This window comes from Streptomyces sp. NBC_01233, from assembly GCF_035989305.1.
Lineage (GTDB): Bacteria > Actinomycetota > Actinomycetes > Streptomycetales > Streptomycetaceae > Streptomyces.
In genome coordinates this window covers 1,788,940-1,814,948 of record NZ_CP108514.1, presented here as the reverse complement: position 1 = coordinate 1,814,948, position 26,009 = coordinate 1,788,940, and the positions used below count along the sequence as shown (strand labels likewise).

Here is a 26,009-nt window from a genome sequence, read left to right as displayed (position 1 = left end):
TCACCGCACGCCCTCCCCCTCGCTCCGCCGGGGGGACTCCCACGCCCGGTCCACGGCCACGTTCTCCGGCAGGTGCAGCCGGGCCAGGGTGGCCGCCGCCCCGGCCGGGACCCGCGACCGGGTGGCCAGCGACACCGCGACCATCGTCAGGAACCCGAGCGGCACCGACCACACCGCAGGCCACGCCAGCAGCGTGTGCACCCAGCCCGCCGGGGCCAGCCCCGTCCGCGTCGCCAGTACCGCGCTCAGCGCCGCGCCGCCGCCGGTGACCAGACCCGCCACCGCCCCGGGCGGGGTCAGCCCGCGCCACCAGATGCCCAGCACCAGCAGAGGACAGAACGACGACGCCGACACGGCGAAGGCCAGGCCCACCGCGTCCGCCACCGGCACCTCCGTCGCCGTCACGCTCCCGCCCAGCGGCACCAGGATCGCCACGAGCACCGCCGAACGGAAGCTGCGCACCCCGCGCGCCGGCAGCACGTCCTGGTGCAGCACCCCGGCCACCGCCATCGTCAGCCCCGAAGCGGTCGAGAGGAAGGCCGCGAAGGCGCCCCCGGCCAGCAGCGCCCCCAGCAGCTCGCCGAGCAGTCCGCCCAGCATCCGCTCGGGCAGCACCAGCACCGCCGCGTCCGCGTCGCCGGTCAGGGCGAGTTCGGGGGCGTAGATCCGGCCCAGTGCCCCGTACACCGGCGGCAGCAGGTAGAAGGCGCCGACCAGGCCGAGCACGACCAGCGTGGTGCGCCGCGCGGCCCGCCCGTTCGGGCTGGTGTAGAAGCGCACCGCCACGTGCGGCAGGCCCATCGTGCCGAGGAAGGTCGCCAGGATCAGCCCGTAGGTGGCGTACAGCCGGTGCTCCGGGCGGTCCCCGGACAGCGGCTCCGACCAGCCGGACACCCCGAGACCGGCTTCCGCGCGGGTGTCCGGGACGGGCGTGTCCGGGGCGAACTCCAGCCGCGCGTGCGCCCGTACGGAATGCCCGCCGGGGGCCAGGGTCAGCGGGACCGCCACGTAGCCGTGCCCGTCCACCTGCCCGGTCACCGTGACCGTCAGCGGCTCGTCCAGGGACAGCCGCACGTCCTCCGCGAGCGTCACCGAAGTGTGCTCCCGGAAGACCGCCGGGGCGTCGAACGTGGCCCGCGGCGCCCCGTCCCCGGCCCAGGCGGCCAGCAGGAAGAAGGCCGGGACCAGCAGGGCGGTGAGTTTGAGCCAGTACTGGAAGGCCTGTACGAAGGTGATGCTGCGCATCCCGCCGGCGGCCACCGCCGTGCTCACCACGAAGGCCACGACCAGCCCGCCGACCCAGTGCGGGGCCCCGGTCAGGATCTCCAGCGTCAGCCCGGCGCCCTGCAGTTGCGGCAGCAGGTACAGCCAGCCCACCCCGACCACGAACAGCACCGCGATCCGGCGCACCGCCTGCGACTCCAGCCGGGCCTCGGCGAAGTCGGGCAGCGTGTACGCGCCGGAGCGCCGCAGCGGCGCCGCCACCAGCGCGAGCAGCACCACGTAACCGGCCGTGTAGCCCACCGGGTACCAGAGCATCGCGGGCCCCTGGAGCAGCACCAGCCCGGCCACACCGAGGAAGGACGCGGCCGAGAGGTACTCCCCGCTGATGGCCGCCGCGTTGAGCCGGGGCCCCACCGTGCGCGAGGCCACGTAGAAGTCGGAGGTGGTCCGGGATATGCGCAGGCCCAGCGCGCCGACCAGGACGGTGGCCACCACGACGACGGCGACCGCGGTCAGCGCGTACGTCTGGTTCACCGGTCGGGTCCTTCGGCGCAGGGGCGTGGAGCGGAGACCGGAGTCTACGCACGAGCCCCGACCCGGCAACAGGCACGATCCGGCCCGGCGGCGCCGCTGCCGGGGCGCCGCCCGGGACCCCGCGCCGCTCGTGGATCAGACGGCCGGGTCGCGGTGCTCGGCGCAGTCCCGCAAGGCGATCTCCAGCTCCACGTACGACTCCTCCGCGCGCCGGAAGGCCAGCGTCAGGGCCGCCTCCGCACGGGGCGGCACCTGCTCGCGGACCCCCTCGCGGGCCTCGTACAGGAGGTCGGCCCAGCGGGCGGCCGCGCTGCGCAGCCGGGCCAGCAGCACCTCCGCCTCGGCGGGCCCGGCGGGCCGGGTACGGGGCAGTCCGCTCAGGGCGTCGACCAGCGCCTGGATCTCGGACATCTCGCTCCTCCCGCGCCGGAAGATCCACGATACGCAGGGGTGTTGGCGGTGGCGGGCCGTTCACGCCGCCGGTGCGGCCGACGGCTCCGGCGGATCGCCGTACGTCCCTCCCGGCGCGACGAACGGCGCCCGCGCGCGCCGGACGGTCGGGCGCCGGCGGACGGGCGGCCCGTACCGGCCCCGCCGGCGGCCGCTTTCAGCCAGTGGCCTGCCGCATCAGGAGGTCCCGCAGCTCCCGCGCGTGCCTGCGGCTGACCTGGAGCTCCGCCGCCCCGACCCGGACACTGGTCGTGCCCGCGTCCAGCCGGATCTCGTCGATCCGCGACAGCGCCACCAGATGGCGGCGGTGGATCCGTACGAACCCGCGCGCCGCCCAGCGCTCCTCCAGCGTGGACACGGGGATCCGGACCAGGTGGCTGCCCTCGTCGGTGTGGAGGCGGGCGTAGTCGCCCTGCGCCTCGACGTAGGCGATGTCGGCGATCGCCACGAAGCGGGTGACGCCGCCCAGTTCGACCGCGATCTGCTCCGGGGCGCGGTCGGTGACCGTGACCTCGGCGGCCGGTCGGCGCGGAGCCGCCACGGCCGACGGGCTCGCCGCCGGCTCGGCGGCCACCGGTGCCTCCCCGGCGCGGGCCAGCTGCGCGCAGGCCCGCCGCACGGCCTCGGCCAGCCGCTGGGGGCGCACCGGCTTGAGCACGTAGTCCACGGCCTTCAGGTCGAAGGCCTGTACGGCGAAGCCCTCGTGGGCGGTGACGAACACGATCAGCGGCGGCTGCGCGAACCCCGCCAGCAGCCGGGCGATGTCCAGACCGGTCAGCCCGGCCATGTGGATGTCGAGGAAGACGACGTCGATGCCGTCGGCCCCGTCCGGTCCGGACTCCAGTGCCCGGGTGACGCGGCGCAGGGCTTCGGTGGCGTCCGAGGCGCCCTCCGCGCTGAGCACGCGGGGGTCCGAGCGCAGCAGGTAGAGGAGTTCCTCCAGGAGCGGCTTCTCGTCGTCGACGGCCAGTACGCGCAGCATGCCGCCGAGTCTAGATACCGGCGCGCCGCGGCGGAACGGGGCGCGGCCCCTGCCCGGGGGGATGGGGGCAGGGGCCGCGCGACCGTGGTGGGGGGACCGGAGGGGACTTCGGGAGGTCCCGGGCTACTGGACGGTGATGAGCTTGCCCTCGGGGGAGACGGCGTACCACGTGCCGCCCACGCCCTGGCCGTTGATGTCACCGGGCTTCTTGTCGCCGGTGAAGGTGTAGACGGGCCAGCAGTCGACGCTCTGCTGCTTCAGGCCGTCCGGGCGGTTGAGCACCGTGTAGTTCTTCTCGGCGATCCCCTTGTCCTCGGCCTTCTCCACCGGCGGAACGACCGGCCACTTGGTCAGGCAGTCGCCCACGCACTTGGAGGTCATCGGCCACTGGGTGTCCGGCTTGAACCGGTAGACGGTCATGCCCCTGCCGTCGACGATGTGGTCGCCCAGCTTGGGGTCCTTGGCCACCGACAGCTTCCCGTCGGCCTCGGCGGCGCCGCCCGCGGCCGGCGGTGCCCCCTCGGTCGCCGCCCCCTTAGCGGCCTTCTTGCCGTCCGGCGCGAGCGCGAACCACACCCCGCCGACGCCCTGGCCGTTGAAGTCGCCCGCCTTGGCGTCCTTGTTGAAGCGGTACGCGGGCCAGCCGGCCACCGTCAGCTGCTTGCTGCCGTCGCTGCGCACGACCTCGCCGAGCAGCGAGGGGTCCATGCCCGCCGCGGCGGTGGCATCGCCGGCGGCGACCACCGGCCAGGTCTTCTCGCAGTCCCCGTCGCAGTTCGACTTCGGCGGCTTGGCCGTGTCCTTGTCGAAGCGGTAGAGGGTGAGCCCCGCGCTGTCGGTGAGCACCGCGCCCAGCTGGTCGTTGTTCGCGATGGCCAGCTGCCCGCCGGTCTTGGCGCCCGATCCCGAGTCCGCGGCGGGGGCCCCGTATCCCCCGTCCGCGGCGGGAGCCTGGGAGGCGGCACCGGCGGGCTGGGCCGAGTCGGCCGCCTTGTCGTCGGACGGACCGCAGGCGGTCGCCGCGAGGACGACCGTCATCGCGACGGCTGCAAGGGTGGTTCCGCGCTTGATGCCCATCTTGATCTCTCCCAGATGTGGTGTCTGTCGTGCCGTCGCCCCCGGCGGCGGCAACTGTGCTCAGGACACGCCCTGATGGCAGGGATCTGTTCAAGGGGGCTCGTGTGGGCTGTTTCACTCACCCCGCGCCGAACCCGGCGCGCCGCAGAGCCGTGGCCACAGCGAGGCCGAGTACCTGGTGTCCGCTGTCGTTGGGGTGCAGCCCGTCCTCCAGGTGCTCGGGACCGAGCAGGTCCCGGCCCGGGAGGACGGCGAGCCGGTCGTCCCCGGCGGCGATCCGGTCCCGGGTGGCGCGCTCCATCGCGTCGCGCAGGGCGCCCAGGGTGGCGCCGAGCTTGTTCGGGGTGCGCTCCGCGTCGGGTCGCAGTACCGGCGAGACCAGCAGCAGCGGGGTCCGCGGGTGCCCCTGTCGGACCAGTTCGAGGAAGGCGCGCGTGGTCTCGTAGAGCAGGGGCGCCGAGAAGGGCACCCGGGACCAGCAGTTGGTGCCGAAGGCGAGGGTGAGGACGTCGGCGGACAGGCCCGCGAGCTGTTCGGCGGTGGTGAGCTCGCCGCGCGCGGCGCCCGCGTAGCCGAGGTTGACGGTGTCCCAGCCGAGTGCGCGGCCGGTGACCGAAGGCCAGCCGTGCGCGGGGCGGGTGGACCACCAGCCCTCGGTGATGGAGTCGCCGTGCACCACCCAGCGCGGGGCGGGCGGCGCCGGGGTGAGGGAGCCGCCGATCCCGCGCAGGCCGAGGACCAGCGGGGACTGGGTCTCGGGCGGATGGACGGTGAACGGGCCGTTGCCGCCCCCCAGGCCGATCCGCACGACGGCCTCCGCGGCCGGCTCGGTGAACACCTCGGCGACCACCCCGTGCCGGTCCCACAGGGCGAAGCCGTGCGCGAGGTCGCGCAGGGCGTCGGTGGGGCCGGGCACGGTCGCCCGGTAGCGGATCTCCACCGCCCGCGCGGTCTCGGTGGTGAACTCCAGCCGGACCCCTATGGGCAGGGTGGAGCGCTCGCCGGTGTCCCAGGGCAGCCGCATGGTGTCGGCCGGGTCGGCCCGCACCGGGCGCCCCTTGTCCAGCCAGGCGACCCCGCGCAGGAAGGGCTGCGGATCCTGCCACGGCCACTGCTGGTCAGCGCCCGGTCTGCTCACGCTTCGCCTCCGATCGTGCCCGCCGTCCCGGTCCGGGAGCCTTCGGCTCCGGTCGCGGTCTCGGCGACCCGTACCCCGCGCGGGCCCGGATCCACCGCCTCCGGTCGCACCAAAGCCGTCAGGCGGCACGCTGCGGCACATCTGACGAAGAGTCAAGAAAGGGGGTTCAGGGAGGGCTGCGCAGCGATCGATCATCCGCACGCAACAAAGGACCATCCCGGACAGATCCGCGCAACGATCGTGCGCCAATGTGCAAGGATGGTGCATTACGGGCGGTATCACTCAGCTCGTAGGCTCACTCGCTGTACGTGGAGTGGCGGATCGCCTGCTCGGCGGTCCCCCCATGCTCAGGCCCTTCCCCCGTCGGGCCCTGTCCTGCTCCGGATCGTCGCGGTCGACGCCTCATCCCGACCTCCCCGATCCGCAGTGACAAGGAGTCCCCTCGTGCTCGACCACGGCCAGGCGCCACCGCTCGACTCGAAGCCCGTCAACCCGCTGCTCCGCCGCAAGCCGGTGGAGCAGCTGGTCGCCGAGGGCGGCCAGGGTGAGGGCGGTGCGCTGAAGCGCTCGCTCACCATGTGGCAGCTGACCATGATCAGCATCGGCGCCACCCTGGGCACCGGCATCTTCGTCGTCCTCGGCGAGGCCACCCCGATCGCCGGCCCGGCCGTCTTCATCGCGTTCATCATCGCGGGCCTGACCGCGCTGTTCTCGGCGCTGTCCTACGCCGAGCTCGCGGGCTCCATCCCCGTCTCGGGCTCCTCGTACTCGTACGCCTACGCCACCATGGGCGAGCTCATAGCCTGGGTCTGCGGCTGGTGCCTGATCCTGGAGTACGGCGTCTCCGTCGCGGCCGTCGCCGTCGGCTGGGGCCAGTACCTCAACGAGCTGCTCGACGGGACCCTCGGCATCACCATCCCCGAGGGCTTCTCCGCCCCGCTGGGCGAGGGCGGTTACATCAACATGCCGGCCCTGGTCGTGGTCCTGCTCTGCATGGTCTTCCTGCTCCGCGGGGCCAAGGAGAGCGCCCGGATCAACTCGATCATGGTGGCCGTCAAGATCGTGACGCTGGTGCTCTTCTGCGTCATCGGCTTCATGGGCATCAAGGCCGGCAACTACACCCCGCTGGCCCCGCTCGGCGTCACCGCCATCAGCACCGCCGCCTCCATGCTCTTCTTCTCGTACATCGGCTTCGACGCCGCCTCCACCGCCGGTGAGGAAGCCAAGAACCCGAAGAAGGACCTGCCGCGCGCGATCATGCTCTCGCTCGCCATCGTCACCGCGATCTACTGCCTCGTCGCCCTGGTCGCCGTCGGCGCCATGCCGTGGCAGGAGTTCGAGGGCAGCGAGGCCGCCCTGGCCCAGATCATGGAGAACGTCACCGGACACTCCTTCTGGAGCGTCATCCTGGCCGCGGGCGCCGTCGTCGCCATCGCCAGCGTCGTCTTCGCCGTCCTCTACGGTCAGACCCGCATCCTCTTCGCCATGTCCCGCGACGGCCTGATGCCCAAGGCGTTCGCCAAGGTCGACCCGAAGAGCGGCACCCCCCGCGTCAACACGATCATCGTCTGCCTCTTCTGCGGACTGCTCGCCGCCTTCATCCCGCTGGGTGAGCTGGCGAACGCCACCAGCATCGGCACGCTCTTCGCGTTCGCCCTGGTCAACGTCGCAGTCATCATCCTGCGCCAGACCCGCCCGGAGATGAACCGCACCTTCAAGGTCGCGCTCTTCCCGGTCACCCCGATCGTGGGCTTCCTGCTCTGCGCCTACCTGATGACGGAGCTGCCCGGAATCACCTGGCTGGTCTTCGGTGGCTGGATGGCCGTCGGGCTCGTGATCTACTTCTTCTACGGCATGCGCCGCTCCAGCCTGGCCACTGTGGCCGCCCTGGCCGCCACGGCCTCGGAGGTCGCTGAATAGAAGTGATTCACCCCCCGTGCGACTGAACGATCTCGACGAACGCATCGTGCACGCCCTCGCCGAGGATGCCCGCCGCTCCTACGCGGACATCGGCTCCGAGGTCGGGCTCTCCGCCCCCGCCGTGAAGCGGCGCGTGGACCGGCTGCGCGCCGAAGGCGCCATCACCGGCTTCACCGTCCGCGTGGACCCCGCCGCCATGGGCTGGGAGACCGAGGGCTTCATCGAGATCTACTGCCGCCACAACACCTCGCCGGACGACATCCGGCGAGGACTGGAGCGCTACCCCGAGGTGGTGTCCGCGTCGACCGTCACCGGCGACGCGGACGCCCTCGTCCAGATCTTCGCCTCGGACATGCGGCACTTCGAGCGGGTCCTGGAGCGCATCGCGGGCGAGCCCTTCGTGGAGCGCACCAAGTCGGTCCTGGTCCTCTCCCCGCTGCTTCGCCGCTTCACCTCCGGCGCTCCGGCGTAGCCCCTCGCGGACGCGGCCGGGGCCGGGCGGCCGATGCCGGCCGGGCCCCGTCCGCGTCCACAACCTCCCGGGGCAATACATCTAGGCCCGCGCCGCCAGGGTCATCCCCGCCGGGCCCTGGAGCGCGTGGCGCTCCTCCTCCGTCAGGCGCCGCCCCAGACGCCGAACGGCTCGCGGGTCCGCAGCGCGTGCTCCAGGCAGGCCGTCCGGACCGGGCAGGCCGCGCAGACCCGCTTGGCGGCGCCGTCCCGCTCCTCGCGGTCCTCGCCCCGCTCACCGGCGGGATGGAAGAAGCGGCCGGACCCCAGATCCCGGCAGGCCGCCCCGGCCTGCCACTGCCAGGAGTGGTGGACGGCGCCGGGCAGGCGCGACACGTCGGTCATGACGGTTCCTTTCTTCGGGATGTCCCGCGTGTGACCGCTCGCCGCCCCTTGAAACACCGCCACGCCCGGTACGCGGCCGGGCGCCCTCCGGATCAGGCCACCCGGGCCGGTGTGCGCAGGCCCAGGAAGAGCGGGCGGCGGCGCGGCGTGAAGCCCATCGACTCGTACAGCCGGACGGCGCCGGTGTTCGCCGCCGCCGCGTGCAGGAACGGGCTGTCCCCGCGCTCCCGCACCGCCGCCACGACCGCACGGGTCAGCCGGCCGGCCCGGCCCCCGCCCCGCGCGGCCGCATCGGGGCCGGTTTCTCCCCCGTCCCGCACCGCTACCGCCTCTACCTCCGCGCCGACTGTCCGCGCTCCCGGCGGGTGGCCGCCGCCCTCGCCCTGCTGGGCATCGAGGACTCCGTCGCCACCACGGTCCTCGGAACCGGCACCGACACCGTCGTCGAAACCGGCACCCTCGTCGACACCGGGACGGGCTGCGGCCCCGAAGCGGGCGATCACACCGCGCTGCGCCTCGCGTACGAGGCCGCCGGCCACCACTTCGACGGCACCCTGACCGTCCCGGCCCTCGTCGACACCTGGAGCGGCCGCATCGTCTCCGACCACACCCCCGACATCCTCGACGACCTGCACTTCCCGGCCGGCCACCCGGCCTTCCACAAGGCCTCGTAGGAGGGGCCCGCCGAGGGGGTCCGCGGCGGTCCTCAGGGGTTCCCCGGGAGCCTCTGGGGGTCCCGCGCAACGAATCGCCGCACCCGTCGCGGAACACGCAACGAATCGATGCGCGCAGCGCAACGGTCACGGCTTGTCCGGGTGCAACGCGCGAACGTACCTTCGTATGACCCCACCCCTCCTGTCACAGAGGTAGCCCATGCCTGCGCTGCGCACCGCCCTCCTCCAGAGCTCCGGAGTTCTCGGCGACACCGCCCGGAACCTCAAGGCGCTCGACGAGGCGGCGGCGCACGCCGCACAGGGCGGGTCCGGGCTCCTCGTCACCTCGGAGATGTTCCTGACCGGCTACGCGCTGGACCTCCAGGACATCCCCGGGCTCGCCGAACCGGCCGACGGCCCGTCCGCCGTCGCCATCGGCGAGATCGCCCGCCGCCACGGCATCGCCGTCCTGTACGGCTACCCGGAGCGGGCGGACGACGCCGTCTACAACGCGGCACAGCTCATCGGCCCCGACGGGGTGCGGCTCGCGAACTACCGCAAGACCCACCTCTTCGGCTGCTTCGAACAGGACGCCTTCACCCTCGGCGACACCCCCGTCGTCCAGGCGGACCTCGACGGCCTCCGCATCGGCATCATGATCTGCTACGACGTGGAGTTCCCCGAGAACGTCCGGGCGCACGCGCTCGCCGGCACCGACCTCCTCCTGGTGCCGACCGCGCAGATGCACCCGTTCCAGTTCGTCGCCGAACAGCTCGTCCCCGTACGGGCCTTCGAGAACCAGATGTACATCGCGTACGTCAACCGCACCGGCCCGGAAGGCGAGTTCGAGTTCGTCGGACTCAGCTGCCTGGCGAGCCCCGACGGGGTCACCCGGACCCGGGCCGGCCGCGGCGAGGAGCTGGTGTTCGGCGAGGCCGACCCCGAGCTGCTGGCCGCGTCGCGCGAGAACAACCCCTACCTGCGCGACCGCCGCCCCGGGCTCTACGCCTCCCTCGTCTAAGCCCCCTTCCCCCAGCCCTGCCGCAAGGAGACGTACCCCCATGACGTCCACGGTGCCCACCACCGCCGTCCCGCACAGCGACGGACAGCCGCCGATCACCATGTTCGGCCCGGACTTCCCGTACGCCTACGACGACTTCCTCGCCCACCCGGCGGGGCTCGGCCAGATACCCGCGACCGAACTCGGCACCGAGGTCGCCGTCATCGGCGGCGGTCTGTCCGGCATCATCTCGGCCTACGAGCTGATGAAGATGGGCCTCAAGCCCGTCGTCTACGAGGCCGACCAGATCGGCGGCCGGCTGCGCACCGTCGGCTTCGAGGGCGCCGGCACCGAGGAACTGACCGCGGAGATGGGCGCCATGCGCTTCCCGCCGTCCTCCACGGCCCTGCAGCACTACATCGACCTCGTCGGCCTGGTCACCGAGCCCTTCCCGAACCCGCTCGCCGAGGCCACCCCCTCGACGGTCGTGGACCTCAAGGGCGAGACCCACTACGCCGAGACCATCGCCGACCTCCCGCAGGTCTACCGCGACGTCGCCGCCGCGTGGAACGCCTGCCTCGACGAGGGCGCCGACTTCTCCGACATGAACACCGCGATGCGCGAGCGGGACGTCCCGCGCATCCGCGAGATCTGGGCCAAGCTCGTCGAGAAGCTCGACGACGAGACCTTCTACGGCTTCCTCTGCAAGTCCGAGGCCTTCCAGTCCTTCCGCAAGCGCGAGATCTTCGGCCAGGTCGGCTTCGGCACCGGCGGCTGGGACACCGACTTCCCGAACTCCATCCTGGAGATCCTGCGCGTCGTCTACACCGAGGCCGACGACCACCACCGCGGCATCGTGGGCGGCTCGCAGCAGCTGCCGCTGCGCCTGTGGGAGCGCGAGCCCGAGAAGATCGTGCACTGGGCCCAGGGCACGTCCCTGTCCACCCTGCACGACGGCACCCCGCGCCCGGCGGTGACCCGCCTGCACCGCACGGCCGGCAACCGCATCACGGTCACCGACTCCTCCGGCGACATCCGCACGTACCGCGCCGCGATCTTCACGGCCCAGTCCTGGATGCTGCTGTCGAAAATCGAGTGCGACGACACGCTCTTCCCGATCGACCACTGGACGGCGATCGAGCGCACCCACTACATGGAGAGCTCGAAGCTCTTCGTCCCCGTCGACCGCCCCTTCTGGCTCGACAAGGACGAAGAGACCGGCCGCGACGTCATGTCGATGACCCTCACGGACCGCATGACCCGCGGCACGTACCTCCTGGACAACGGCCCGGACAAGCCCGCTGTCATCTGCCTCTCGTACACCTGGTGCGACGACAGCCTGAAGTGGCTGCCGCTGTCCGCGAACGAGCGGATGGAGGTCATGCTGAAGTCCCTCGGCGAGATCTACCCGAAGGTCGACATCCGCCGCCACGTCATCGGCAACCCGGTCACCGTGTCCTGGGAGAACGAGCCCTACTTCATGGGCGCGTTCAAGGCCAACCTCCCGGGCCACTACCGCTACCAGCGCCGCCTGTTCACCCACTTCATGCAGGACCGCCTCCCCGAGGACAAGCGCGGCATCTTCCTCGCGGGCGACGACATCTCCTGGACGGCCGGCTGGGCCGAGGGCGCGGTCCAGACCGCCCTCAACGCCGTCTGGGGCGTCATGCACCACCTCGGCGGCTCCACGGACGCCACCAACCCGGGCCCGGGCGACGTCTACGACGAAATCGCCCCGGTCGAACTCCCGGAGGACTGACCCCTCCCGGCCCCTGATCACGGGCCGCCGCCCCGCGAACGTCAGCACGCGGGGCGGCGGCCCGTTCTCATGCCCGCCGTCTCCAGACCAGCCGCCACCGCTCCGCCCGGTCGGCGGCGATGCGGGCATCGTGGGGGCCCGGCCGGCTGGAGAGGCTCACCCCGCAGCCCGCGCAGAGCCGGTGGACCAGGGTCCCGTCGTGCCAGGGCACCGTGACCCGGCCCTCCGGACAGACCGGGCAGTGCGACAGGGCTCCCGGAGGGGCGCGCAGGATGCGCGGCATCACCGCTGCGAGCGGTTCAGCGGGGTGGAAGCCCGGGTCGGGGCACCACAGCATGCGGCGCGGCTCGGGCGGCTCCGGGACCCGTACCCCGGCGAGCTTCTGCACCCGGCGCGCTCCCTTCCAGGCCCGGAACGCGGCGAACCAGACCTCCCGCGCCGCGTGCAGTTCCTCGACGGCCCGCACCACCGCCTCCGGGTCCTGCTCCGGTTCGGGCGGGATCCCCGCGCTGTGGCACAGGTGGTGGTAGGTCGCGCGGAACCCGTACGGGGCGAACTCGGCGAGGCACGTGCACAGCGCGGCGAAGCGGAGCGCCGGCGAACGCGCGGGGTCGTGCGCCCGGAGGCGGTGCGTGGTGAAACTGGCCATCGCGCGAGCCTAGGGGGTGTCCTGCCGATCGTGCCGGGGCGGCGGGTCAGGCCCGGCTCGGGGACCGGCCCGCTTCGGAGGGCGTCCTGACGGGAGTCAGCAGGCAGCGGCCGACCAGGCCGACGCCGGCGTCCAGGGACTTCGTGAACTCCTCGGCCAGTTCGGGGGAGCGGCGCAGTGTCCAGAGCAGGCGGGCCGCCGCCCAGGCGGCCGCGCGGGCGCGGTCCAGGCTCCACGAGCCGACCAGATGGGTCAGCGGGTCGGCGACCTCCAGGAGGTCCGGGCCCGGCATCAGGTCCTCCCGGATGCGTTCCTCCAGGGAGACCAGGGTGTCGCCGACCCGGTCGAAGTCGGCTTCGAGGGCGGACGGTTCGCAGTCCAGGGCGCGGCATGAGGACACCACCGCCACCGCCAGGTCGTGGCCGATGTGCGCGTTGATCCCGGCCAGCGCGTGCTGGAGCGGGCGGATCCCGGGGTGGCGCCGGTACTGGAGGAGGGGGCGCCAGCAGGCCGGGGCCCGGTCCGCCTCCACCGCCGTCAGGTACCGCTCCGCGAACCGCACGCTGAGGGTCTGCGCCCTGCGCGGCGCGGGGAACCCCCCGTGCTCGATCCGCCGGTGCAGGGTCTCCGTCACCGTCAGGTAGACCCGGTTGAAGACGGCGACACCGTCCTGCGGCGGCAGCCGCTCGTCCAGGGCGCGCATCCGCGCCAGCACCGCTTCCATGGGAGGCAGAGTCGCAGGCGCCGCCGCGGAACCGGGGAACTTGGCCGTACGCTTCCCCGATTCGGGCGAAACCCGTCAACGGGGCTTGTCCTACGCCCCCGCGGAGTCGTCGTAGTCGGAGGTGCCCTCGTCGAGCAGGGGCTCCTGCTGCTTCAGGTGTGCGGGGGCGAGGTAGCGCAGCGCGTGGTAGCCCGTGATCACCACGATCGTGCCCAGTGCGATGCCGCCCAGCTCGAAGGTGTCGGTGATCTGGAGCCGCACGCCGCCGATGCCGATGATGATGCCCGCCGCGGCCGGCACCAGGTTCAGCGGGTTGCGCAGGTCCACCCCGCCGCTGATCCAGATCTGGGCGCCCAGCAGGCCGATCATCCCGTACAGGATCACGGTGATCCCGCCGAGCACCCCGCCCGGGATCGCGGCGACGATCGCGCCGAACTTGGGGCACAGCCCGAAGAGGAGCGCGAAGCCGGCCGCCGCCCAGTACGCCGCCGTGGAGTACACCCGGGTCGCCGCCATGACGCCGATGTTCTCGGAGTACGTGGTGTTCGCCGGTCCGCCGACCGCGGTGGACAGCATGGACGCGGCGCCGTCCGCCGCGATGGCCGTGCCGAGCTTGTCGTCGAGGGGGTCGCCGGTCATCTCGCCGACGGCCTTGATGTGTCCGGCGTTCTCGGCGATCAGCGCGATCACGACGGGCAGGGCGATCAGGATCGCCGACCACTCGAACTGCGGGGCGTGGAAGGCGGGCAGGCCGATCCAGTCGGCCTTGCCGACGCCGGAGAGGTCCAGGCGCCAGTGGTCCACGGCCTCCGGCCCGCCCGCGGTCGAGTGGATCTTGCCGAAGATCCGGTCGAGGATCCAGGAGAGCGCGTACCCGAAGAGCAGCCCGAGGAAGATCGCGATGCGTGACCAGAAACCGCGCAGGCAGACCACGGCCGCCCCGGTGACGAGCATGGTCAGCAGCGCCGTCCACTGGTCCTGCGGCCAGTACGTCGAGGCCGTCACCGGCGCCAGGTTGAAGCCGATCAGCATCACCACCGCGCCCGTCACCACCGGCGGCATCGCCGTGTGGATGACGCGGGCCCCGAAACGCTGGACGGCCAGACCGGCCAGGAAGAGGGCCACGCCGACGACGAAGATCGCACCGGTGACGACCGCGCTGTCCCCGCCCGAGGCCCGGATCGCCGCCGCGACGCCGACGAAGGACAGCGAGCAGCCCAGGTAGGAGGGGACCCGGCCGCGCGTCGCGAGGAGGAAGATCACCGTCGCGACGCCGGACATCATGATGGCCAGGTTCGGGTCCAGGCCCATCAGGACCGGTGCGACGAAGCTCGCGCCGAACATCGCCACGACGTGCTGGGCGCCGAGCCCGGCGGTCCGCGGCCACGACAGCCGCTCCTGTGGCCGTACCACCGCGCCGGGGGCGGGGGTCCGCCCGTCTCCGTGCAGGGTCCAGCCCACGCCGAGGCCCATGTTCCACTCCTCTTCTCCGGACGGCCACAGCGCCGGCCGCTCACACGTCGAGGCCGCAGCGCACGGATCGTGCCGCTGCGGCCAGTCGACATATTACGGCCGGATATCGATGGGTTCGTCCCGATCGGCCGGACCGGCCTTTTCGCCGGCCCCGCCCCCAGACTGCCCCACCGGCGGCCGCTGACGCAGTACTGCGGCGCCCGCGACCAGCGCGAAGGCCAGCAGCGTGACCAGTCCGAAGGACACCACCAGCGAGCTCGCGTCGGCCACCGCGCCGATCGCCGACGGCGCGATCAGCCCCGAGGTGTACGTGATCGTCGCGACGCCCGCGATGGCCTGCGCCGGGGCCGGCCCGCTGCGCGCCGCGGCCGCGAAGGCCAGCGGGACCACCACCGCGATGCCGAGCCCGATCATCCCGAAGCCGGCCAGGGCCGCCACCGGATGCCGCACCAGCACCACGAGCAGCCCGCCCGCGGTGGCCAGTACGCCGCCCGCCCGGACCGTGCGCACCGGCCCGAACCGGTCCACCACCCGGTCCCCGGCGAGCCGGGCCACGGCCATCGTGAGCGCGAAGGCCGTGGTGGAGGCGGCCGCCAGGCCGGCGTCCGTGTGCAGCACGTCCCGCAGGTAGACCGCCGACCAGTCCAGGCTCGCACCCTCGGCGAAGACCGCGCAGAACCCGATGGCCCCGATGAGCAGCGCGGACTTCGGGGGCAGCGCGAAGTGCGGCGGCGCCTGCGCCTCCGCGTCGCTCCTGAGGTCCAGCACTCCCCGTACGGCGACCAGCCCGGCCGCGGTGAGGACGAGTGCGGCGACCAGGTGGTGCAGGCGGGCGTCGGCCCCGCTGTGTGCGGCGACCATGCCGGCGGCCGAACCGAGCAGTGCGCCCACGCTCCACATGCCGTGCAGCGAGGACATGATCGAGCGGCGCAGCCGGTTCTCGGTCTCCACGCCCAGCGCGTTCATCGCCACGTCCGACATGCCGGAGGTGGCCCCGTAGACGAAGAGGGCGAAGCAGAGGGCGGGAAGGTTCGCCGCGAGGCTCGGGAGGATCAGGGAGAGGGTCCACAGCGCCAGCAGCGCCCGCAGCGCGGCGCGGGCTCCGAACCGGTGGTTGATCCGCCCGGCCAGCGGCATCGCGAGCGCCGCGCCGAGGGCGGGGAAGGCGAGGGCGAGGCCCAGGGTGCCCGCGCTGAGCTGGGCGTGGTCCTGGATCCAGGGGATGCGGGTGGCGAAGGATCCGGTGACAGCGCCGTGGGCGCAGAAGACGGCGGCGATGGCGAAACGGGCATGGCGCATGCGCGCCGGGCTGAGGTCGGTGTCCCCGGTCATGGCAAATAAACTATCAGGGACCCTGCCTGATAGATAACGCCTTCGACTCCCTAGGATGGGCGCCGTGACTTCCGCCCCCGCCCCGGTACCGTCCCCCGCCTCGCCCAGCACGGCGCGGGCCATCAACGACCGCCTCGCCCTGCGACTCCTCCAGGAGTCAGGGCCGCTGACGGCCACCCAGCTCAAGTCCATGACCGGTCTCTCCCGCCCCTCGGTCGCCGACCTCGTCGACCGGCTCACCGGAGCCGGGCTGATCGAGGTCGTCGGGGAGTCCGGTGAACAGCGGCGCGGCCCGAACGCCAAGCTGTACGGGATCGTCGCGAACCGCGCCCACCTGGCCGCCCTGGACGTCCGCACGGACCGGGTCACCGCCGTCGTCACCGACCTGCTCGGCCACCCCCTGGCCGAGGCCGCCCTGCCCGTCGGCGCACCCGAGGACGCGGTGGCGGCCCTGCTGCGCACCGCACACGAGGCCGGCGCCGCGGCCCTGCACACCGTCGTCATCGGGGCCCCCGGCCTGGTCACCCCGGCCACCGGCGAACTCCGCGACACCAGCGGCCTGCCGGCCTGGCACCGCGACCTGGTGACCGCCCTGCAGCGGACCCTGCCCGCCGTGGTGGTGGTCGAGAACGAGACCAACCTCGCCGCCCTCGCCGAGCAACGCCTGGGCGTCGCCCGCGACCTGGACTCCTTCGTACTCCTGTGGCTCGGCGCGGGGGTGGGCGCGGCGGTGGTCCTCGACGGCCGGCTGCGCCGGGGCGCGTCGGGAGGGGCGGGCGAGATCGGCTTCCTCCCGGTACCGGGCACCGGAGTCCTGCCCTCGGCCGCCGACTGCGGGGGCGGATTCCACGCCCTGGCGGGCCGGGACGGCGTGACCGCGCTCGCGCGCGCACACGGCTTCGCGGGCCCGGCGGAGGAAGCGGTGGCGGGAGCCGCCGGCGAGGCGTTCCTCGAAGCCCTGGCCGAGCGGCTCGCGCTGGGCGCGGCGGCCGCGGCGGCGATCCTGGACCCCGGCTGCGTGGTCCTCGGGGGCGAACTCGGCCGCGCGGGCGGCCCCGCCCTGGCGGCCCGGGTCGCCCACCGCCTGGCGAAGCTGACCCCGGTCCCGACGGAGATCCGCGCCACGACCCTGGGCGACCCGGCGGTCCTGGCCGGAGCCCGCCTGGCCGCACGGGAGGCGGCGCAGGACGTGCTGTTCGGGGGGTAGGCCCGGTTGGCTGCGCCGCTCGTGCGGGGCTGGGACCTGTGGGAGAGGTGGGGCTGGTCGCGCGCCGGGGCGTCTCCTCGGGCGCCGAACGTGGCGGGGGGTCGGAGGGCCGAACCACATGGCGTTCGACGCCCTGCGGGGATCGCCCCGGCACACACCCGGCTCGCCGGAACCCGGGAACGTCGGGGTCCGTGGCTGTGGTGTTCCGGTCGGCCGGGCCAAGGGCGCCCTGCGGGGAGTGCCCCCGCGCACACCCGGCCCTGGCGGAACCTGGGGGTGCGTCGGGGCTGTGGCTGCTGTGTTCCGGTCGGCGAGGCCTGGGGCGCCCTGCGGGGAGTGCCCCCGCGCACACCCGGCCCTGGCGGAACCTGGGGGCGTGTCGGGGGCTGTGGCTGTTGTGTTCCGGCCGGCGAGGCCTGGGGCGCCCTGCGGGGATCGCCCCGGCACACACCCGGCCCCGCTGGAACCCGGGAGCGTCGGGGTTCGTGGCTGTTGTGTTCCGGCCGGCGAGGCCAAGGGCGCCTGCGGGGATCCCCCCGGCACACGCCCGACCCCGTCACAACCGTTGGGTCGGCCCTGTCACCGCCCCCGCCCCGCGAGGAACTCCGCGAACGTGCCCTTGCCCACCGCGTGGGACGGGGCCAGGTGGCCGCCCCGGCGGAAGGCGGCGTACGTCCTGCCCGCCAGGGGGACGGGGACCACCCGGCCGCGGCGGCCGGTCGCCTCGAGGTAGCTGCGGGCCAGGTCCGTCAGGCGCCGGATCTGCGGGCCGCCCATGTCGGGGACCCGGCCCGCCGGGGTGGGGACCGCGAGGCCGGCCAGCCGGTCCGCGACCTCCTCGACGGCGATCGGCTGCACCGGGACCCCCTTCGGCATCGGCACGACCGGCAGCTTGGCCGCCAGGTCGGTCACCTGCGCCACCAGGTCGTGGAACTGCGTGGTGCGCAGGATCGTCACCCCCAGCCCGGATCCCTCCAGCATCCGTTCCACCCGCAGCTTCGCCTTGTAGTAGCCGAGCGGAACCACGTCCACCCCGACGATCGAGATGTAGACGATGTTGCCGACCGTCCCCGCCCGGCGGGCCGCGTCGACCAGGTGCCCCGCGGCCACCTCGTCGCCCTTGCCCGCGCGGCGCGTGTCGCTCGCGCAGTGCACGACCACCTCCGCGCCCGCCGTCGCCGCGTCCAGTCCGCTGCCGTCCTGCAGGTCCACCGGATACTCGGGGGCGTGCCGGCTCAGGACGCGGACCTCGTGGCCCGCCTCCCGCAGCCGGGACACGACCAGCGTGCCGAGGGTGCCGGTGCCTCCGGTGACGAGGATGGTGCTCATGGGTCCGCCTTCCGCCGGGAACGTCTCTTCGCCAGCTGGGACAGGACAGCCCTCAGGAATGTGACAGCTGCCGCCGGAGGAAGGCCAGCTTCTCCGGATTGACCACCGTGTTGATGCCGCTGACCAGTCCATTCTCGAATTCCACCAAGAGGACCGCCACCTCGCCGAACAGCAGCGCGGGCGTGCCGTTGACCTCCGCGACGGTGACCGGCAGGCCTGCGGCGAATTTCTCCAGCACCCCGATCGAGAACCGGGCCACCTTGTCCCGCCCAAGGATCGGCCGCAGCGCCGCGCCGACCACGCCGCCGCCGTCCGACACGTACCGCACGTCGGCCGTCAGCAGGCCCTCCAGCCGGTCCAGGTCCCCGTCGCGCGCTGCCGAAAGGAAGGTCTCCACGAGGCTCTGCCACCGCTCGGGGTCCGGTGCGAAGCGCCGCTCCTCGGTGGCCGCCCGCTCCGCCGCCACCCGGCCCGCCGCCCGCCGGTAGAGCTGGCGGCAGTTGGCCTCGCCGAGGTCCAGGAGCCCGGCGATCTCCCGGTGGCCGTACGCGAAGGCCTCGCGCAGCACGTAGACCGCCCGCTCCACCGGCGTGAGCTGCTCCAGCAGCACCAGCAGGGCCATGGACACGCTGTCCCGCTGCTCCGCCGACTCCAGCGGGCCGAGCGTCCCGTCCCCGGTGAGGACCGGCTCCGGGAGCCAGGGTCCGACGTACTCCTCGCGCCGGACGCGCGCCGAGGTGAGGTGGTTGAGGCACAGGTTCGTGACGACCTTGGCGAGCCAGGCCCCCGGCTGCCGGATGTCCGCGCGGTCGGCCGACACCCAGCGCAGGTACGCGTCCTGCACGGTGTCCTCGGCCTCCGCGGCGGAGCCGAGCATGCGGTAGGCGATGCCGAACATCCGGGGCCGGTGTTCCTCGAAGTCCGCGTCGGTCGCGGTGACATGGGTGTTCACCGGGACAGCCTAGGCACGGGCGAGGACCCGGTGGCCGCCGGGCCACCGGGTCCTCACCCGCTCACGCACGGACCGGGGTCAGCAGGTGCCCTGGTCCTTCCAGACACCCCATTCTCCGGTGGTGCCGGGCTCTTCGTTCTGCGTCCACCACTGGGCCTTCCAGTTGCGGCCCTTGTGGGAGACGACGTTGCCGCTGTTGTAGACCGTGCCCGCCACGTACGCCGGACTGGTGCAGGTCCCGCCCGTCGGGGGAGGGGTGGTGGGCGGGGGAGTCGTCGGCGGGGTGGTCGGGGGAGTGGTCGGCGGCTGGGTGCCGCCCGGTTCCGTCACCGTGGTGCCGCGTGCCAGGTCACCGGCGAGGGCGTAGGTGGTGCCGGAGATGTTCACCGTCCAGTTGGAGGGCGTGGAGACCGGCAGGTAGTAGTTGAACGCCAGGTCCACCGAGGCGCCGGGGGCCAGCGTCTGCCAGGCCGGGAGCTTGAGGGAGACCCGCTGGAAGTCTCCCTTCAGGCCGCCGACGTTGTTGCCGGTGTGACCGCTGCCGATCACCTTCGTGCCGAAGCCCGACTGGTCGGAGGCGTTGTCCGGGGCCGAGGTCCCGTAGTCGAACTGGAACTCGGTGCCGCCGGGCAGCGTCGTGTTCGTGTTGTTGGTGATCTTGAGCTTCGGGGTGAGCGGGTAGTTGGAGTCGCCCAGCTTGAACTCGGTGAACTCCGTCTTGATGTTCACGGCCTGGGCGGGAAGCGCCGCGTTGGACTTCTTCGCGCCGTACGGGGAGGCCGACTTGAACTTCTGGTACATCGCGTCGGTGAGGGTGTCGCCCATCTCGTACTGGCCCTTGGCCGCGTTGTACGAGTAGTCGCCCGCGAGCTCCCAGACCATCGTGCCGCCGATGCCCTTGTTGACCACGTAGTCGGCCTTGGCGCTGACCGACTGCTCGTCCTCCGTCGAGAGGAAGACCTTCTTCTGCGCGTTCCACAGCCACGGCGCCACCAGGGTGGAGTCGTACTTGCGGACGTAGGTGCCGGTCAGCGTGGTGTTCGCCGGGAAGCCGTACTTGGTGACGTAGTCGCCGACGACCCCCTTCTCCAGGTTCTTGGCGTGCCACATCGGGTTGGAGCCCGCCGGGGACTCGACCCCGTTGGTGTCCTTGTCGTGCCACAGGTTGTCGATGCCGACCGCGCCGTCACCGCACTTGGTCAGGCCCGCGCCGGCCGGGCAGGTGGTCGCGGGTGCCTTGCCCCACAGGCCGTCGGTGCCGCCCTGCACGTTCTTGAAGCCGCGGGTGTAGTAGGGCAGGCCGATGTTGATGCGGCCGCCCGGCATCGAGCCGCGGAAGTAGTGGTACGCCCAGTCGGTGTTGAGGTAGCCGATGCCGCCGTACTGGGAGGTGGAGTAGACGCCCGCGGCGGCCAGTTCGCCGTCCTTGCCGTCGTCGAAGAGCGAGGCGTTGGGGCCGACGTGCTCGTTCCAGGCGCCGTGCAGGTCGTAGGACATGATGTTGACGTAGTCCAGGTACTTCTGGACCTGGAACGTCTCCATGCCCCGCAGCAGGTAGCCGGAGGAGGGGGCGGCGACGGAGAGCAGGTAGTGCTTGCCGTCGGCGGCGCCCGCGCGGTCGAGCTTCTCGCGCAGGGACTTCATCAGGGCCGCGTAGCCCTGGACCAGGCCGGCGCGGCGGGCGTTGGCCAGCTGCCAGTCGAGCGGGTTGCCGGCGTCCTTCATCGTGGTCGGGTACTCGTAGTCGATGTCGACGCCGTTGAACCCGTACTTGCGGATGAACTCGACCGAGGAGTCGGCGAAGGTGTCGATGCCGGCCTGGTTCACGGAGCCGTCGGCGTTCGTGGCCATCGAGTAGAAGCCGCCGGAGGCGACCCGGTTGCCGTCGTCACCGAAATAGCCGCCGGTCTCCGCCCAGCCGCCGACCGAGATCAGTGTCTTGACGCCCGGGTACTGCTTCTTGAACTTCGTCAGCTGGTTGAAGTGGCCCTTGTAGGGGAGGGCCGGGTCCATCTCGGCGCCCGCGACGCCGGGCCAGGTCATCCCGGTGGCGGCGTTGTTCACGTTGTCCGAGCCGACCGAGATCTTGTTGTCGGCGCCCACGTGGGCGAAGGCGTAGTTCAGGTGGGTGACCTTGGACCACGGGATGTTGTGGGCGAGGTAGGCGGGCGTGCCGTCCTTGCCGGTGCGCCAGCCGGTGAAGTATCCGATGACGCGGCGCTGGTGGTCGGCGCCCATCTTCTCGCGGCCTTCGGAGTCGTAGACCGAGCAGTACGGGACGTCGACGCCGGCCGTCTTGTACAGCCCGTCGGGGCGACAGGACTCGTTGTCGGCGGCGTGCGAGACGCCCGCGGAGAGCCCGCCCACCAGCAGTCCGGCGATTGCGGCGCCGGATGCCAGGAGCATCGCTCTCGTACGTGTGGGGGACGGCATGGTGCCTCCTGGGGAGGGGAGGATGCAGGACGCAACTGGACACAACGTGAAGCAACAGGGGTGGTACAGAAGCGTGTTGGCCCGTGACGTGCGCACATCTGACGGGCTGTTCCCGGGAAGATGAAGGGAACGTTAAGAGGACTAGACCACCCCGTCAATAGGTCTGGACCAACCCCCGGTCCACTTGGCCGGGTCCCGGACGCGGTCACCTCCGGGTCACCCTCTGTGAGCCAGGCCACACCGCATCACCTGCATGGCGGCCGATCACCCGTGGCAGACTGGCTGGAGTACCAGTAGCAGCGCACTCCGGGGTCGGTGTAATTCCGAACCGGCGGTTATAGTCCGCGACCCGTCCGCAGCCAGCGGCCGGTTGACCAGGTGAGATTCCTGGACCGACGGTTAAAGTCCGGATGGGAGGCAGTGCGCGGCGGGCCAGTCACGGGTACGCCGCCGTCGGCGGTTCATCGGCATATCCCTGCGGACATGCCCGATCGGACCGTTTTTTCGGCCTCGGCGTCCCCCTGTGAGCTGGACCGCTTCATCTGTCGTATCCCGACAGGCCCCGGAGTCCGTGCCCGATGAGGCAGGAGGACCCGGTGGCGACACACGCCGCGCACGCAGCACCCGCATCCGACGCGGGTACCCGTGCCATGCGCCGAGCCGTCGAGCTCGCCGCCCGCGGACTCGGCTCCACCAGCCCCAACCCCGTCGTCGGCTGCGTCATCACCGACGCCTCCGGCACCGTCGTGGGCGAGGGCTGGCACGAGCGGGCCGGCGGCCCGCACGCCGAGGTCAACGCCTTGCGCACCGCAGGCGACGCGGCCCGCGGCGGCACCGCCTACGTCACCCTCGAACCCTGCAACCACACCGGCCGTACGGGACCTTGCGCCCGCGCCCTCGTCGAGGCCGGGATCGCCCGCGTGGTCTACGCCGTCTCCGACCCGAACCCGCGGGCCAGCGGTGGCGCGGCCACCCTGCGCGCCGCCGGGGTCGACACCGAGGCCGGATTCCTGGAGGCGGAGGCCGAGGCCGGCAACACCGCCTGGCTGACCTCCGTCCGGCTCGGCCGCCCCCACGTGACCTGGAAGTACGCCGCCACCCTCGACGGCCGCAGCGCCGCAGCCGACGGCACCAGCCGCTGGATCAGCTCCGCCGAGTCCCGCGCGGACGTCCACCGGCTGCGCGCCGAGGCCGACGCCGTCCTGGTGGGCGGCGGCACCCTGCGCGCCGACGACCCGCACCTGGCCGTACGCGGCATCGACGGAGCCACCCAGCCCCTGCGCGTGGCCCTCGACACCCACGCCGGACTCCAGCCGGGCGCCCGCATCCTCGACGACTCCGCGCCCACGCTGCTGGTCGTCGCCGAGGATGCCGACACCCGCCACCTGCCCGGCGTCGACCTCCTGCGGCTGCCCCTGCAGGACGGCCGGATCCCGGTCCTCCGGCTCCTGGAGGAGCTGTACGCCCGTGGCGTGCGCTCCCTCCTCCTGGAGGGCGGTCCCACCCTGGCGGGCGCCTTCGTCGAAGGCGGAGCCGTCGACCGGGTCGTCGGCTACCTCGCCCCGGCCCTGCTCGGCGCCGGCCCCGCGGCCTTCGGCGACGCAGGCATCACGAACATCTCCCACGCCGTCCGCCTCGAGCTCACCGAGGCCGTCCGCGTGGGCCCCGATCTCCGCATCACCGCCATCCCCGCCACCGCCCCCAAGGAGCGCTGAGTGTTCACCGGAATCGTCGAAGAACTGGGCGAGGTCGCCGCCGTCGAGCAGCTCGAGGAGGCCTCCCGCTTCCGGCTGCGCGGTCCCCTGGTCACCGAGGGCGCCAAGCACGGCGACTCCATCGCCGTGAACGGCGTCTGCCTGACCGTCGTGGAGACCGCCGACGGCGAGTTCACCGCCGACGTCATGCAGGAGACCCTGAACCGCTCCAGCCTCGGCGCCCTCGCCGAGGGCTCCCGGGTCAACCTGGAGCGTCCGATGGCCCTCGGCGGACGACTCGGCGGCCACCTGGTCCAGGGGCACGTGGACGGCACCGGCGAGATCCTCTCCCGGACCCCCTCCGAGCACTGGGAGATCGTCAAGGTCGCCCTCCCGGAGAACCTCGCGCGGTACGTGGTCGAGAAGGGCTCCATCACGGTCGACGGCGTCAGCCTCACCGTGGTCGAGGCAGCCGCCGACTGGTTCACGATCAGCCTCATCCCCACCACCCTCGCCCTGACCACGCTCGGCATCAAGCAGCCCGGCGACCCGGTCAACCTGGAGGTCGACGTCCTCGCGAAGTACGTCGAGCGCCTCCTGGCCGCCGGGGTGGACCCGCTGCGCGCGAATCCGGCGGGAGACGATCAGTGACCGCCCTGACCTGGCTCAACGCCGAGGCCTTCACCGTCTTCGGCCAGAAGGTCATCTGGTCCGACATGATCGGCAACCTGATGGGCCTGGCCGCGCTCGCCCTCGGCTGGCGCCGCTCCATATGGACCTGGCCCGCCCAGCTCCTCTCCGGCCTGATCCTCATCGCCGCCTACGCCTCCGCCCACCTCGCGGGCGGCGTCGGCAAGCAGCTCCTGGTCATCGGCGTGGCCGCGTGGGGCTGGCGGGCCTGGCAGCTCGGCCGGCAGCAGGCCCAGGACGGCTCCATCGCCGTGCGCACCGCCACCTGGAAGGAGCGCGGACTGCTCCTCGCCGGAGCGGCGCTCGGCACCCTCGCCGTCGGCGGCCTGTTCACGCTCTACCCGGACCTGTCCTGGAGCCCGTGGGCCGACGCGTACATCTTCGTCGGCACCATCGTCGCCATGGTCGCCCAGGCCCGCGGCCTCGTCGAGTTCTGGATCGCCTGGCTCCTCGTCGACCTGGTCGGCGTCCCCCTCGCCTTCAACAACGGCCTGGCCTTCTCCGGCCTCGTCTACGTCGTGTACTTCGCCCTCGTGCTCTGGGGCGCCTACGACTGGTACCAGCGCTCGCGCACCACCACCCCCGCCCCGGCCCCGGAAGGAGCAACGGCATGACCACCCTCAAGCCCGTGCCCGAGATCCCCGAAGAGACCTTCCGCCTCGACCCCGTCGAGCAGGCCGTCCGCGACATCGCGGCGGGCCGGCCGGTGGTCGTCGTCGACGACGAGGACCGCGAGAACGAGGGCGACCTCGTCATCGCCGCCGAGAAGGCCACCCCCGAGATCATCGCCTTCATGATGAGCGAGTGCCGCGGCCTGATCTGCGCCCCCATGGAGGGCCCCGAGCTGGACCGGCTCGAACTCCCCCAGATGGTCCAGAACAACACCGAGTCGATGAAGACCGCCTTCACCGTCTCCGTCGACGCGAGCGCCGCCCACGGCGTCTCCACCGGCATCTCGGCCGCCGACCGCGCCACCACCCTGCGGCTCCTCGCCGACGGGGTCTGCGGTCCCGGCGACTTCGTCCGCCCCGGCCACATCTTCCCGCTGCGCGCCAAGCCGGGCGGCGTCCTGGTCCGCAACGGCCACACCGAGGCGGCCGTCGACCTCGCCCGCCTCGCGGGCCTGCGCCCGGCCGGTGCCATCGTGGAGATCGCCGGCGAGGACGGCGTCATGCTGCGCCTGCCCGAGCTGATCCCCTTCGCCCGCAAGCACGGCCTGACGATCATCTCCATCGAGGACCTGATCGCCTACCGACGCTCCGCCGAGCCCACCGTGCGCCGCGAGGCCGAGGTCAGCCTGCCGACCGCCTTCGGCGCGTTCACGGCCTACGGCTACCGCTCCACCGTCGACGGCGTCGAGCACGTCGCCCTCGTCCACGGTGAGATCGGCGACGGCACCGACCTCCTGGTCCGCATGCACTCCGAGTGCCTCACCGGCGACATCTTCGCCTCCCAGCGCTGCGACTGCGGCCCCCAGTTGCACGCCTCCATGGAGCGGATCAAGGTCGAGGGCCGCGGGATCGTCGTCTACCTGCGCGGCCACGAGGGCCGCGGCATCGGACTGCTGTCCAAGCTGCGCGCGTACGAACTGCAAGAGCGCGGCCGCGACACCCTCGACGCCAACCTGGAACTGGGCCTGCCCGCCGACGCCCGCGACTACGGGGCCGGCGCGCAGATCCTCGCCGACCTCGGCGTGCACGACGTCCGCCTGCTGACCAACAACCCCGACAAGTCCGCCGCCCTCGTCCGGCACGGCATCGAGGTCACCAGCCGGGAGGCCATGCCGGTGGAGGCGGGCGAGCACAATCTGCGGTACCTGCGCACCAAGCGGGACCGGATGGGGCACGACCTGCCCTGGCTGGACGGGGCCGTGACCACGTCCGCCTGCGGCAACCAGTAAGCAAGCACCACCACCCCTACGTACATCCACGAAC

At 72.6% G+C, this 26,009-nt stretch carries 23 protein-coding genes, 1 pseudogene and 1 riboswitch; of the genes and pseudogenes, 10 read left to right on the top strand and 14 right to left on the bottom strand.

What is annotated here, in order from left to right; translation table 11 throughout:
• The 5 genes from OG332_RS08255 to OG332_RS08235 all read right to left on the bottom strand — a co-directional run bounded on the left by OG332_RS08255 (window position 1) and on the right by OG332_RS08235 (window position 5,405).
• Entirely contained in the window at window positions 1-1,758 is a 1,758-nt protein-coding gene (locus OG332_RS08255) for a sodium/solute symporter (RefSeq protein WP_327412835.1), read from the bottom strand.
• A 135-nt stretch (window positions 1,759-1,893) separates the two neighbouring features.
• On the bottom strand, window positions 1,894-2,169 hold the full coding sequence (locus OG332_RS08250) for a hypothetical protein (protein WP_327412834.1): 276 nt from the start codon (window positions 2,167-2,169) through the stop codon (window positions 1,894-1,896).
• 196 nt (window positions 2,170-2,365) lie between these two features.
• On the bottom strand, window positions 2,366-3,190 hold the full coding sequence (locus tag OG332_RS08245; RefSeq protein ID WP_327412833.1) for a LytR/AlgR family response regulator transcription factor: 825 nt from the start codon (window positions 3,188-3,190) through the stop codon (window positions 2,366-2,368).
• Window positions 3,191-3,313: 123 nt separating this feature from the next.
• On the bottom strand, window positions 3,314-4,267 hold the full coding sequence (locus OG332_RS08240) for an SCO0930 family lipoprotein (protein ID WP_327412832.1): 954 nt from the start codon (window positions 4,265-4,267) through the stop codon (window positions 3,314-3,316).
• A gap of 118 nt (window positions 4,268-4,385) precedes the next feature.
• Window positions 4,386-5,405: a GDSL-type esterase/lipase family protein gene (locus OG332_RS08235; RefSeq protein ID WP_327412831.1), complete on the bottom strand. Its 1,020-nt coding sequence runs from the start codon at window positions 5,403-5,405 to the stop codon at window positions 4,386-4,388.
• 444 nt (window positions 5,406-5,849) lie between these two features.
• Between OG332_RS08235 and OG332_RS08230 the strand changes: the two genes are divergently transcribed.
• Window positions 5,850-7,325 (top strand): amino acid permease, encoded by a 1,476-nt coding sequence (locus OG332_RS08230; protein ID WP_327412830.1) that lies wholly within the window; start codon window positions 5,850-5,852, stop codon window positions 7,323-7,325.
• A 16-nt stretch (window positions 7,326-7,341) separates the two neighbouring features.
• Window positions 7,342-7,797, top strand: coding sequence for an Lrp/AsnC family transcriptional regulator (locus tag OG332_RS08225; protein WP_030027017.1), 456 nt, complete (start codon window positions 7,342-7,344; stop codon window positions 7,795-7,797).
• An 81-nt stretch (window positions 7,798-7,878) separates the two neighbouring features.
• Here OG332_RS08225 and OG332_RS08220 read toward each other — a convergent pair.
• Together OG332_RS08220 and OG332_RS08215 are read right to left on the bottom strand one after the other, a co-directional pair.
• Window positions 7,879-8,180 (bottom strand): annotated as a pseudogene (locus OG332_RS08220) (WhiB family transcriptional regulator).
• A 92-nt stretch (window positions 8,181-8,272) separates the two neighbouring features.
• Window positions 8,273-8,500, bottom strand: a complete 228-nt coding sequence (locus tag OG332_RS08215; RefSeq protein WP_442816119.1) for a GNAT family N-acetyltransferase — start codon at window positions 8,498-8,500, stop codon at window positions 8,273-8,275.
• A gap of 45 nt (window positions 8,501-8,545) precedes the next feature.
• Here OG332_RS08215 and OG332_RS08210 point away from each other — a divergent pair, with 45 nt between their 5' ends.
• The 3 genes from OG332_RS08210 (at window position 8,546) to OG332_RS08200 (ending at window position 11,592) form a co-directional block, all read left to right on the top strand.
• The gene (locus OG332_RS08210; RefSeq protein ID WP_327412828.1) at window positions 8,546-8,854 is read left to right on the top strand and encodes a hypothetical protein; all 309 of its coding nucleotides are present in this window, start codon (window positions 8,546-8,548) and stop codon (window positions 8,852-8,854) included.
• A 199-nt stretch (window positions 8,855-9,053) separates the two neighbouring features.
• Window positions 9,054-9,854, top strand: coding sequence for a carbon-nitrogen hydrolase family protein (locus OG332_RS08205; RefSeq protein WP_327412827.1), 801 nt, complete (start codon window positions 9,054-9,056; stop codon window positions 9,852-9,854).
• Window positions 9,855-9,894: 40 nt separating this feature from the next.
• Entirely contained in the window at window positions 9,895-11,592 is a 1,698-nt protein-coding gene (locus tag OG332_RS08200; protein ID WP_327412826.1) for a flavin monoamine oxidase family protein, read from the top strand.
• Between the two features lie 67 nt (window positions 11,593-11,659).
• Here the strand turns inward: OG332_RS08200 and OG332_RS08195 are convergent, their stop codons facing one another.
• The 4 genes from OG332_RS08195 to OG332_RS08180 form a co-directional block, all read right to left on the bottom strand.
• Window positions 11,660-12,241 (bottom strand): hypothetical protein, encoded by a 582-nt coding sequence (locus OG332_RS08195; protein WP_327412825.1) that lies wholly within the window; start codon window positions 12,239-12,241, stop codon window positions 11,660-11,662.
• A gap of 46 nt (window positions 12,242-12,287) precedes the next feature.
• A complete protein-coding gene (locus OG332_RS08190) occupies window positions 12,288-12,965 on the bottom strand; it encodes a DUF5995 family protein (RefSeq protein WP_327412824.1) in 678 nt (225 codons plus the stop codon).
• Between the two features lie 90 nt (window positions 12,966-13,055).
• Window positions 13,056-14,438, bottom strand: coding sequence for a uracil-xanthine permease family protein (locus tag OG332_RS08185; protein WP_327412823.1), 1,383 nt, complete (start codon window positions 14,436-14,438; stop codon window positions 13,056-13,058).
• 93 nt (window positions 14,439-14,531) lie between these two features.
• A complete protein-coding gene (locus tag OG332_RS08180) occupies window positions 14,532-15,770 on the bottom strand; it encodes an MFS transporter (protein ID WP_327412822.1) in 1,239 nt (412 codons plus the stop codon).
• 55 nt (window positions 15,771-15,825) lie between these two features.
• Between OG332_RS08180 and OG332_RS08175 the strand changes: the two genes are divergently transcribed.
• The gene (locus tag OG332_RS08175) at window positions 15,826-16,977 is read left to right on the top strand and encodes an ROK family transcriptional regulator (protein WP_327412821.1); all 1,152 of its coding nucleotides are present in this window, start codon (window positions 15,826-15,828) and stop codon (window positions 16,975-16,977) included.
• A 579-nt stretch (window positions 16,978-17,556) separates the two neighbouring features.
• Here the strand turns inward: OG332_RS08175 and OG332_RS08170 are convergent.
• The 3 genes from OG332_RS08170 to OG332_RS08160 all read right to left on the bottom strand — a co-directional run bounded on the left by OG332_RS08170 (window position 17,557) and on the right by OG332_RS08160 (window position 21,691).
• Window positions 17,557-18,306 (bottom strand): SDR family oxidoreductase, encoded by a 750-nt coding sequence (locus OG332_RS08170; protein ID WP_327412820.1) that lies wholly within the window; start codon window positions 18,304-18,306, stop codon window positions 17,557-17,559.
• A 52-nt stretch (window positions 18,307-18,358) separates the two neighbouring features.
• Window positions 18,359-19,258, bottom strand: a complete 900-nt coding sequence (locus OG332_RS08165) for an RNA polymerase sigma-70 factor (RefSeq protein ID WP_327412819.1) — start codon at window positions 19,256-19,258, stop codon at window positions 18,359-18,361.
• A 78-nt stretch (window positions 19,259-19,336) separates the two neighbouring features.
• A complete protein-coding gene (locus OG332_RS08160) occupies window positions 19,337-21,691 on the bottom strand; it encodes a chitinase C-terminal domain-containing protein (RefSeq protein ID WP_327412818.1) in 2,355 nt (784 codons plus the stop codon).
• Window positions 21,692-21,988: 297 nt separating this feature from the next.
• Window positions 21,989-22,119: riboswitch (FMN riboswitch) on the top strand.
• A 150-nt stretch (window positions 22,120-22,269) separates the two neighbouring features.
• On the opposite strand from OG332_RS08160, the gene ribD reads away from it, so the two are divergent.
• Genes ribD through OG332_RS08140 form a run of 4 tightly spaced genes read left to right on the top strand, consistent with a single transcriptional unit; the run spans window position 22,270 to window position 25,975 of the window.
• A complete protein-coding gene (gene ribD / locus OG332_RS08155; RefSeq protein ID WP_442816118.1) occupies window positions 22,270-23,406 on the top strand; it encodes a bifunctional diaminohydroxyphosphoribosylaminopyrimidine deaminase/5-amino-6-(5-phosphoribosylamino)uracil reductase RibD in 1,137 nt (378 codons plus the stop codon).
• Entirely contained in the window at window positions 23,407-24,036 is a 630-nt protein-coding gene (locus OG332_RS08150; RefSeq protein ID WP_327412817.1) for a riboflavin synthase, read from the top strand.
• Window positions 24,033-24,689 (top strand): nicotinamide mononucleotide transporter family protein, encoded by a 657-nt coding sequence (locus OG332_RS08145; RefSeq protein ID WP_327412816.1) that lies wholly within the window; start codon window positions 24,033-24,035, stop codon window positions 24,687-24,689. The genes OG332_RS08150 and OG332_RS08145 overlap by 4 nt, the downstream gene beginning before the upstream one ends.
• Window positions 24,686-25,975 (top strand): bifunctional 3,4-dihydroxy-2-butanone-4-phosphate synthase/GTP cyclohydrolase II, encoded by a 1,290-nt coding sequence (locus tag OG332_RS08140; protein ID WP_327412815.1) that lies wholly within the window; start codon window positions 24,686-24,688, stop codon window positions 25,973-25,975. The genes OG332_RS08145 and OG332_RS08140 overlap by 4 nt, the downstream gene beginning before the upstream one ends.
• The last annotated feature ends 34 nt before the right edge of the window (window positions 25,976-26,009 follow it).

Excerpts from the sequence above, each read along its gene's own strand:
- OG332_RS08250 (WP_327412834.1), bottom strand. The coding sequence starts at position 2,169 with ATGTCCGAGATCCAGGCGCTGGTCGACGCCCTGAGCGGACTGCCCCGT.
- OG332_RS08245 (WP_327412833.1), bottom strand. The coding sequence starts at position 3,190 with ATGCTGCGCGTACTGGCCGTCGACGACGAGAAGCCGCTCCTGGAGGAA.
- OG332_RS08240 (WP_327412832.1), bottom strand. The coding sequence starts at position 4,267 with ATGGGCATCAAGCGCGGAACCACCCTTGCAGCCGTCGCGATGACGGTC.
- OG332_RS08205 (WP_327412827.1), top strand. The coding sequence starts at position 9,054 with ATGCCTGCGCTGCGCACCGCCCTCCTCCAGAGCTCCGGAGTTCTCGGC.
- OG332_RS08200 (WP_327412826.1), top strand. The coding sequence starts at position 9,895 with ATGACGTCCACGGTGCCCACCACCGCCGTCCCGCACAGCGACGGACAG.
- OG332_RS08195 (WP_327412825.1), bottom strand. The coding sequence starts at position 12,241 with ATGGCCAGTTTCACCACGCACCGCCTCCGGGCGCACGACCCCGCGCGT.
- OG332_RS08190 (WP_327412824.1), bottom strand. The coding sequence starts at position 12,965 with ATGGAAGCGGTGCTGGCGCGGATGCGCGCCCTGGACGAGCGGCTGCCG.
- OG332_RS08185 (WP_327412823.1), bottom strand. The coding sequence starts at position 14,438 with ATGGGCCTCGGCGTGGGCTGGACCCTGCACGGAGACGGGCGGACCCCC.
- OG332_RS08180 (WP_327412822.1), bottom strand. The coding sequence starts at position 15,770 with ATGACCGGGGACACCGACCTCAGCCCGGCGCGCATGCGCCATGCCCGT.
- OG332_RS08175 (WP_327412821.1), top strand. The coding sequence starts at position 15,826 with ATGGGCGCCGTGACTTCCGCCCCCGCCCCGGTACCGTCCCCCGCCTCG.
- OG332_RS08170 (WP_327412820.1), bottom strand. The coding sequence starts at position 18,306 with ATGAGCACCATCCTCGTCACCGGAGGCACCGGCACCCTCGGCACGCTG.
- OG332_RS08160 (WP_327412818.1), bottom strand. The coding sequence starts at position 21,691 with ATGCCGTCCCCCACACGTACGAGAGCGATGCTCCTGGCATCCGGCGCC.
- ribD (WP_442816118.1), top strand. The coding sequence starts at position 22,270 with ATGAGGCAGGAGGACCCGGTGGCGACACACGCCGCGCACGCAGCACCC.
- OG332_RS08140 (WP_327412815.1), top strand. The coding sequence starts at position 24,686 with ATGACCACCCTCAAGCCCGTGCCCGAGATCCCCGAAGAGACCTTCCGC.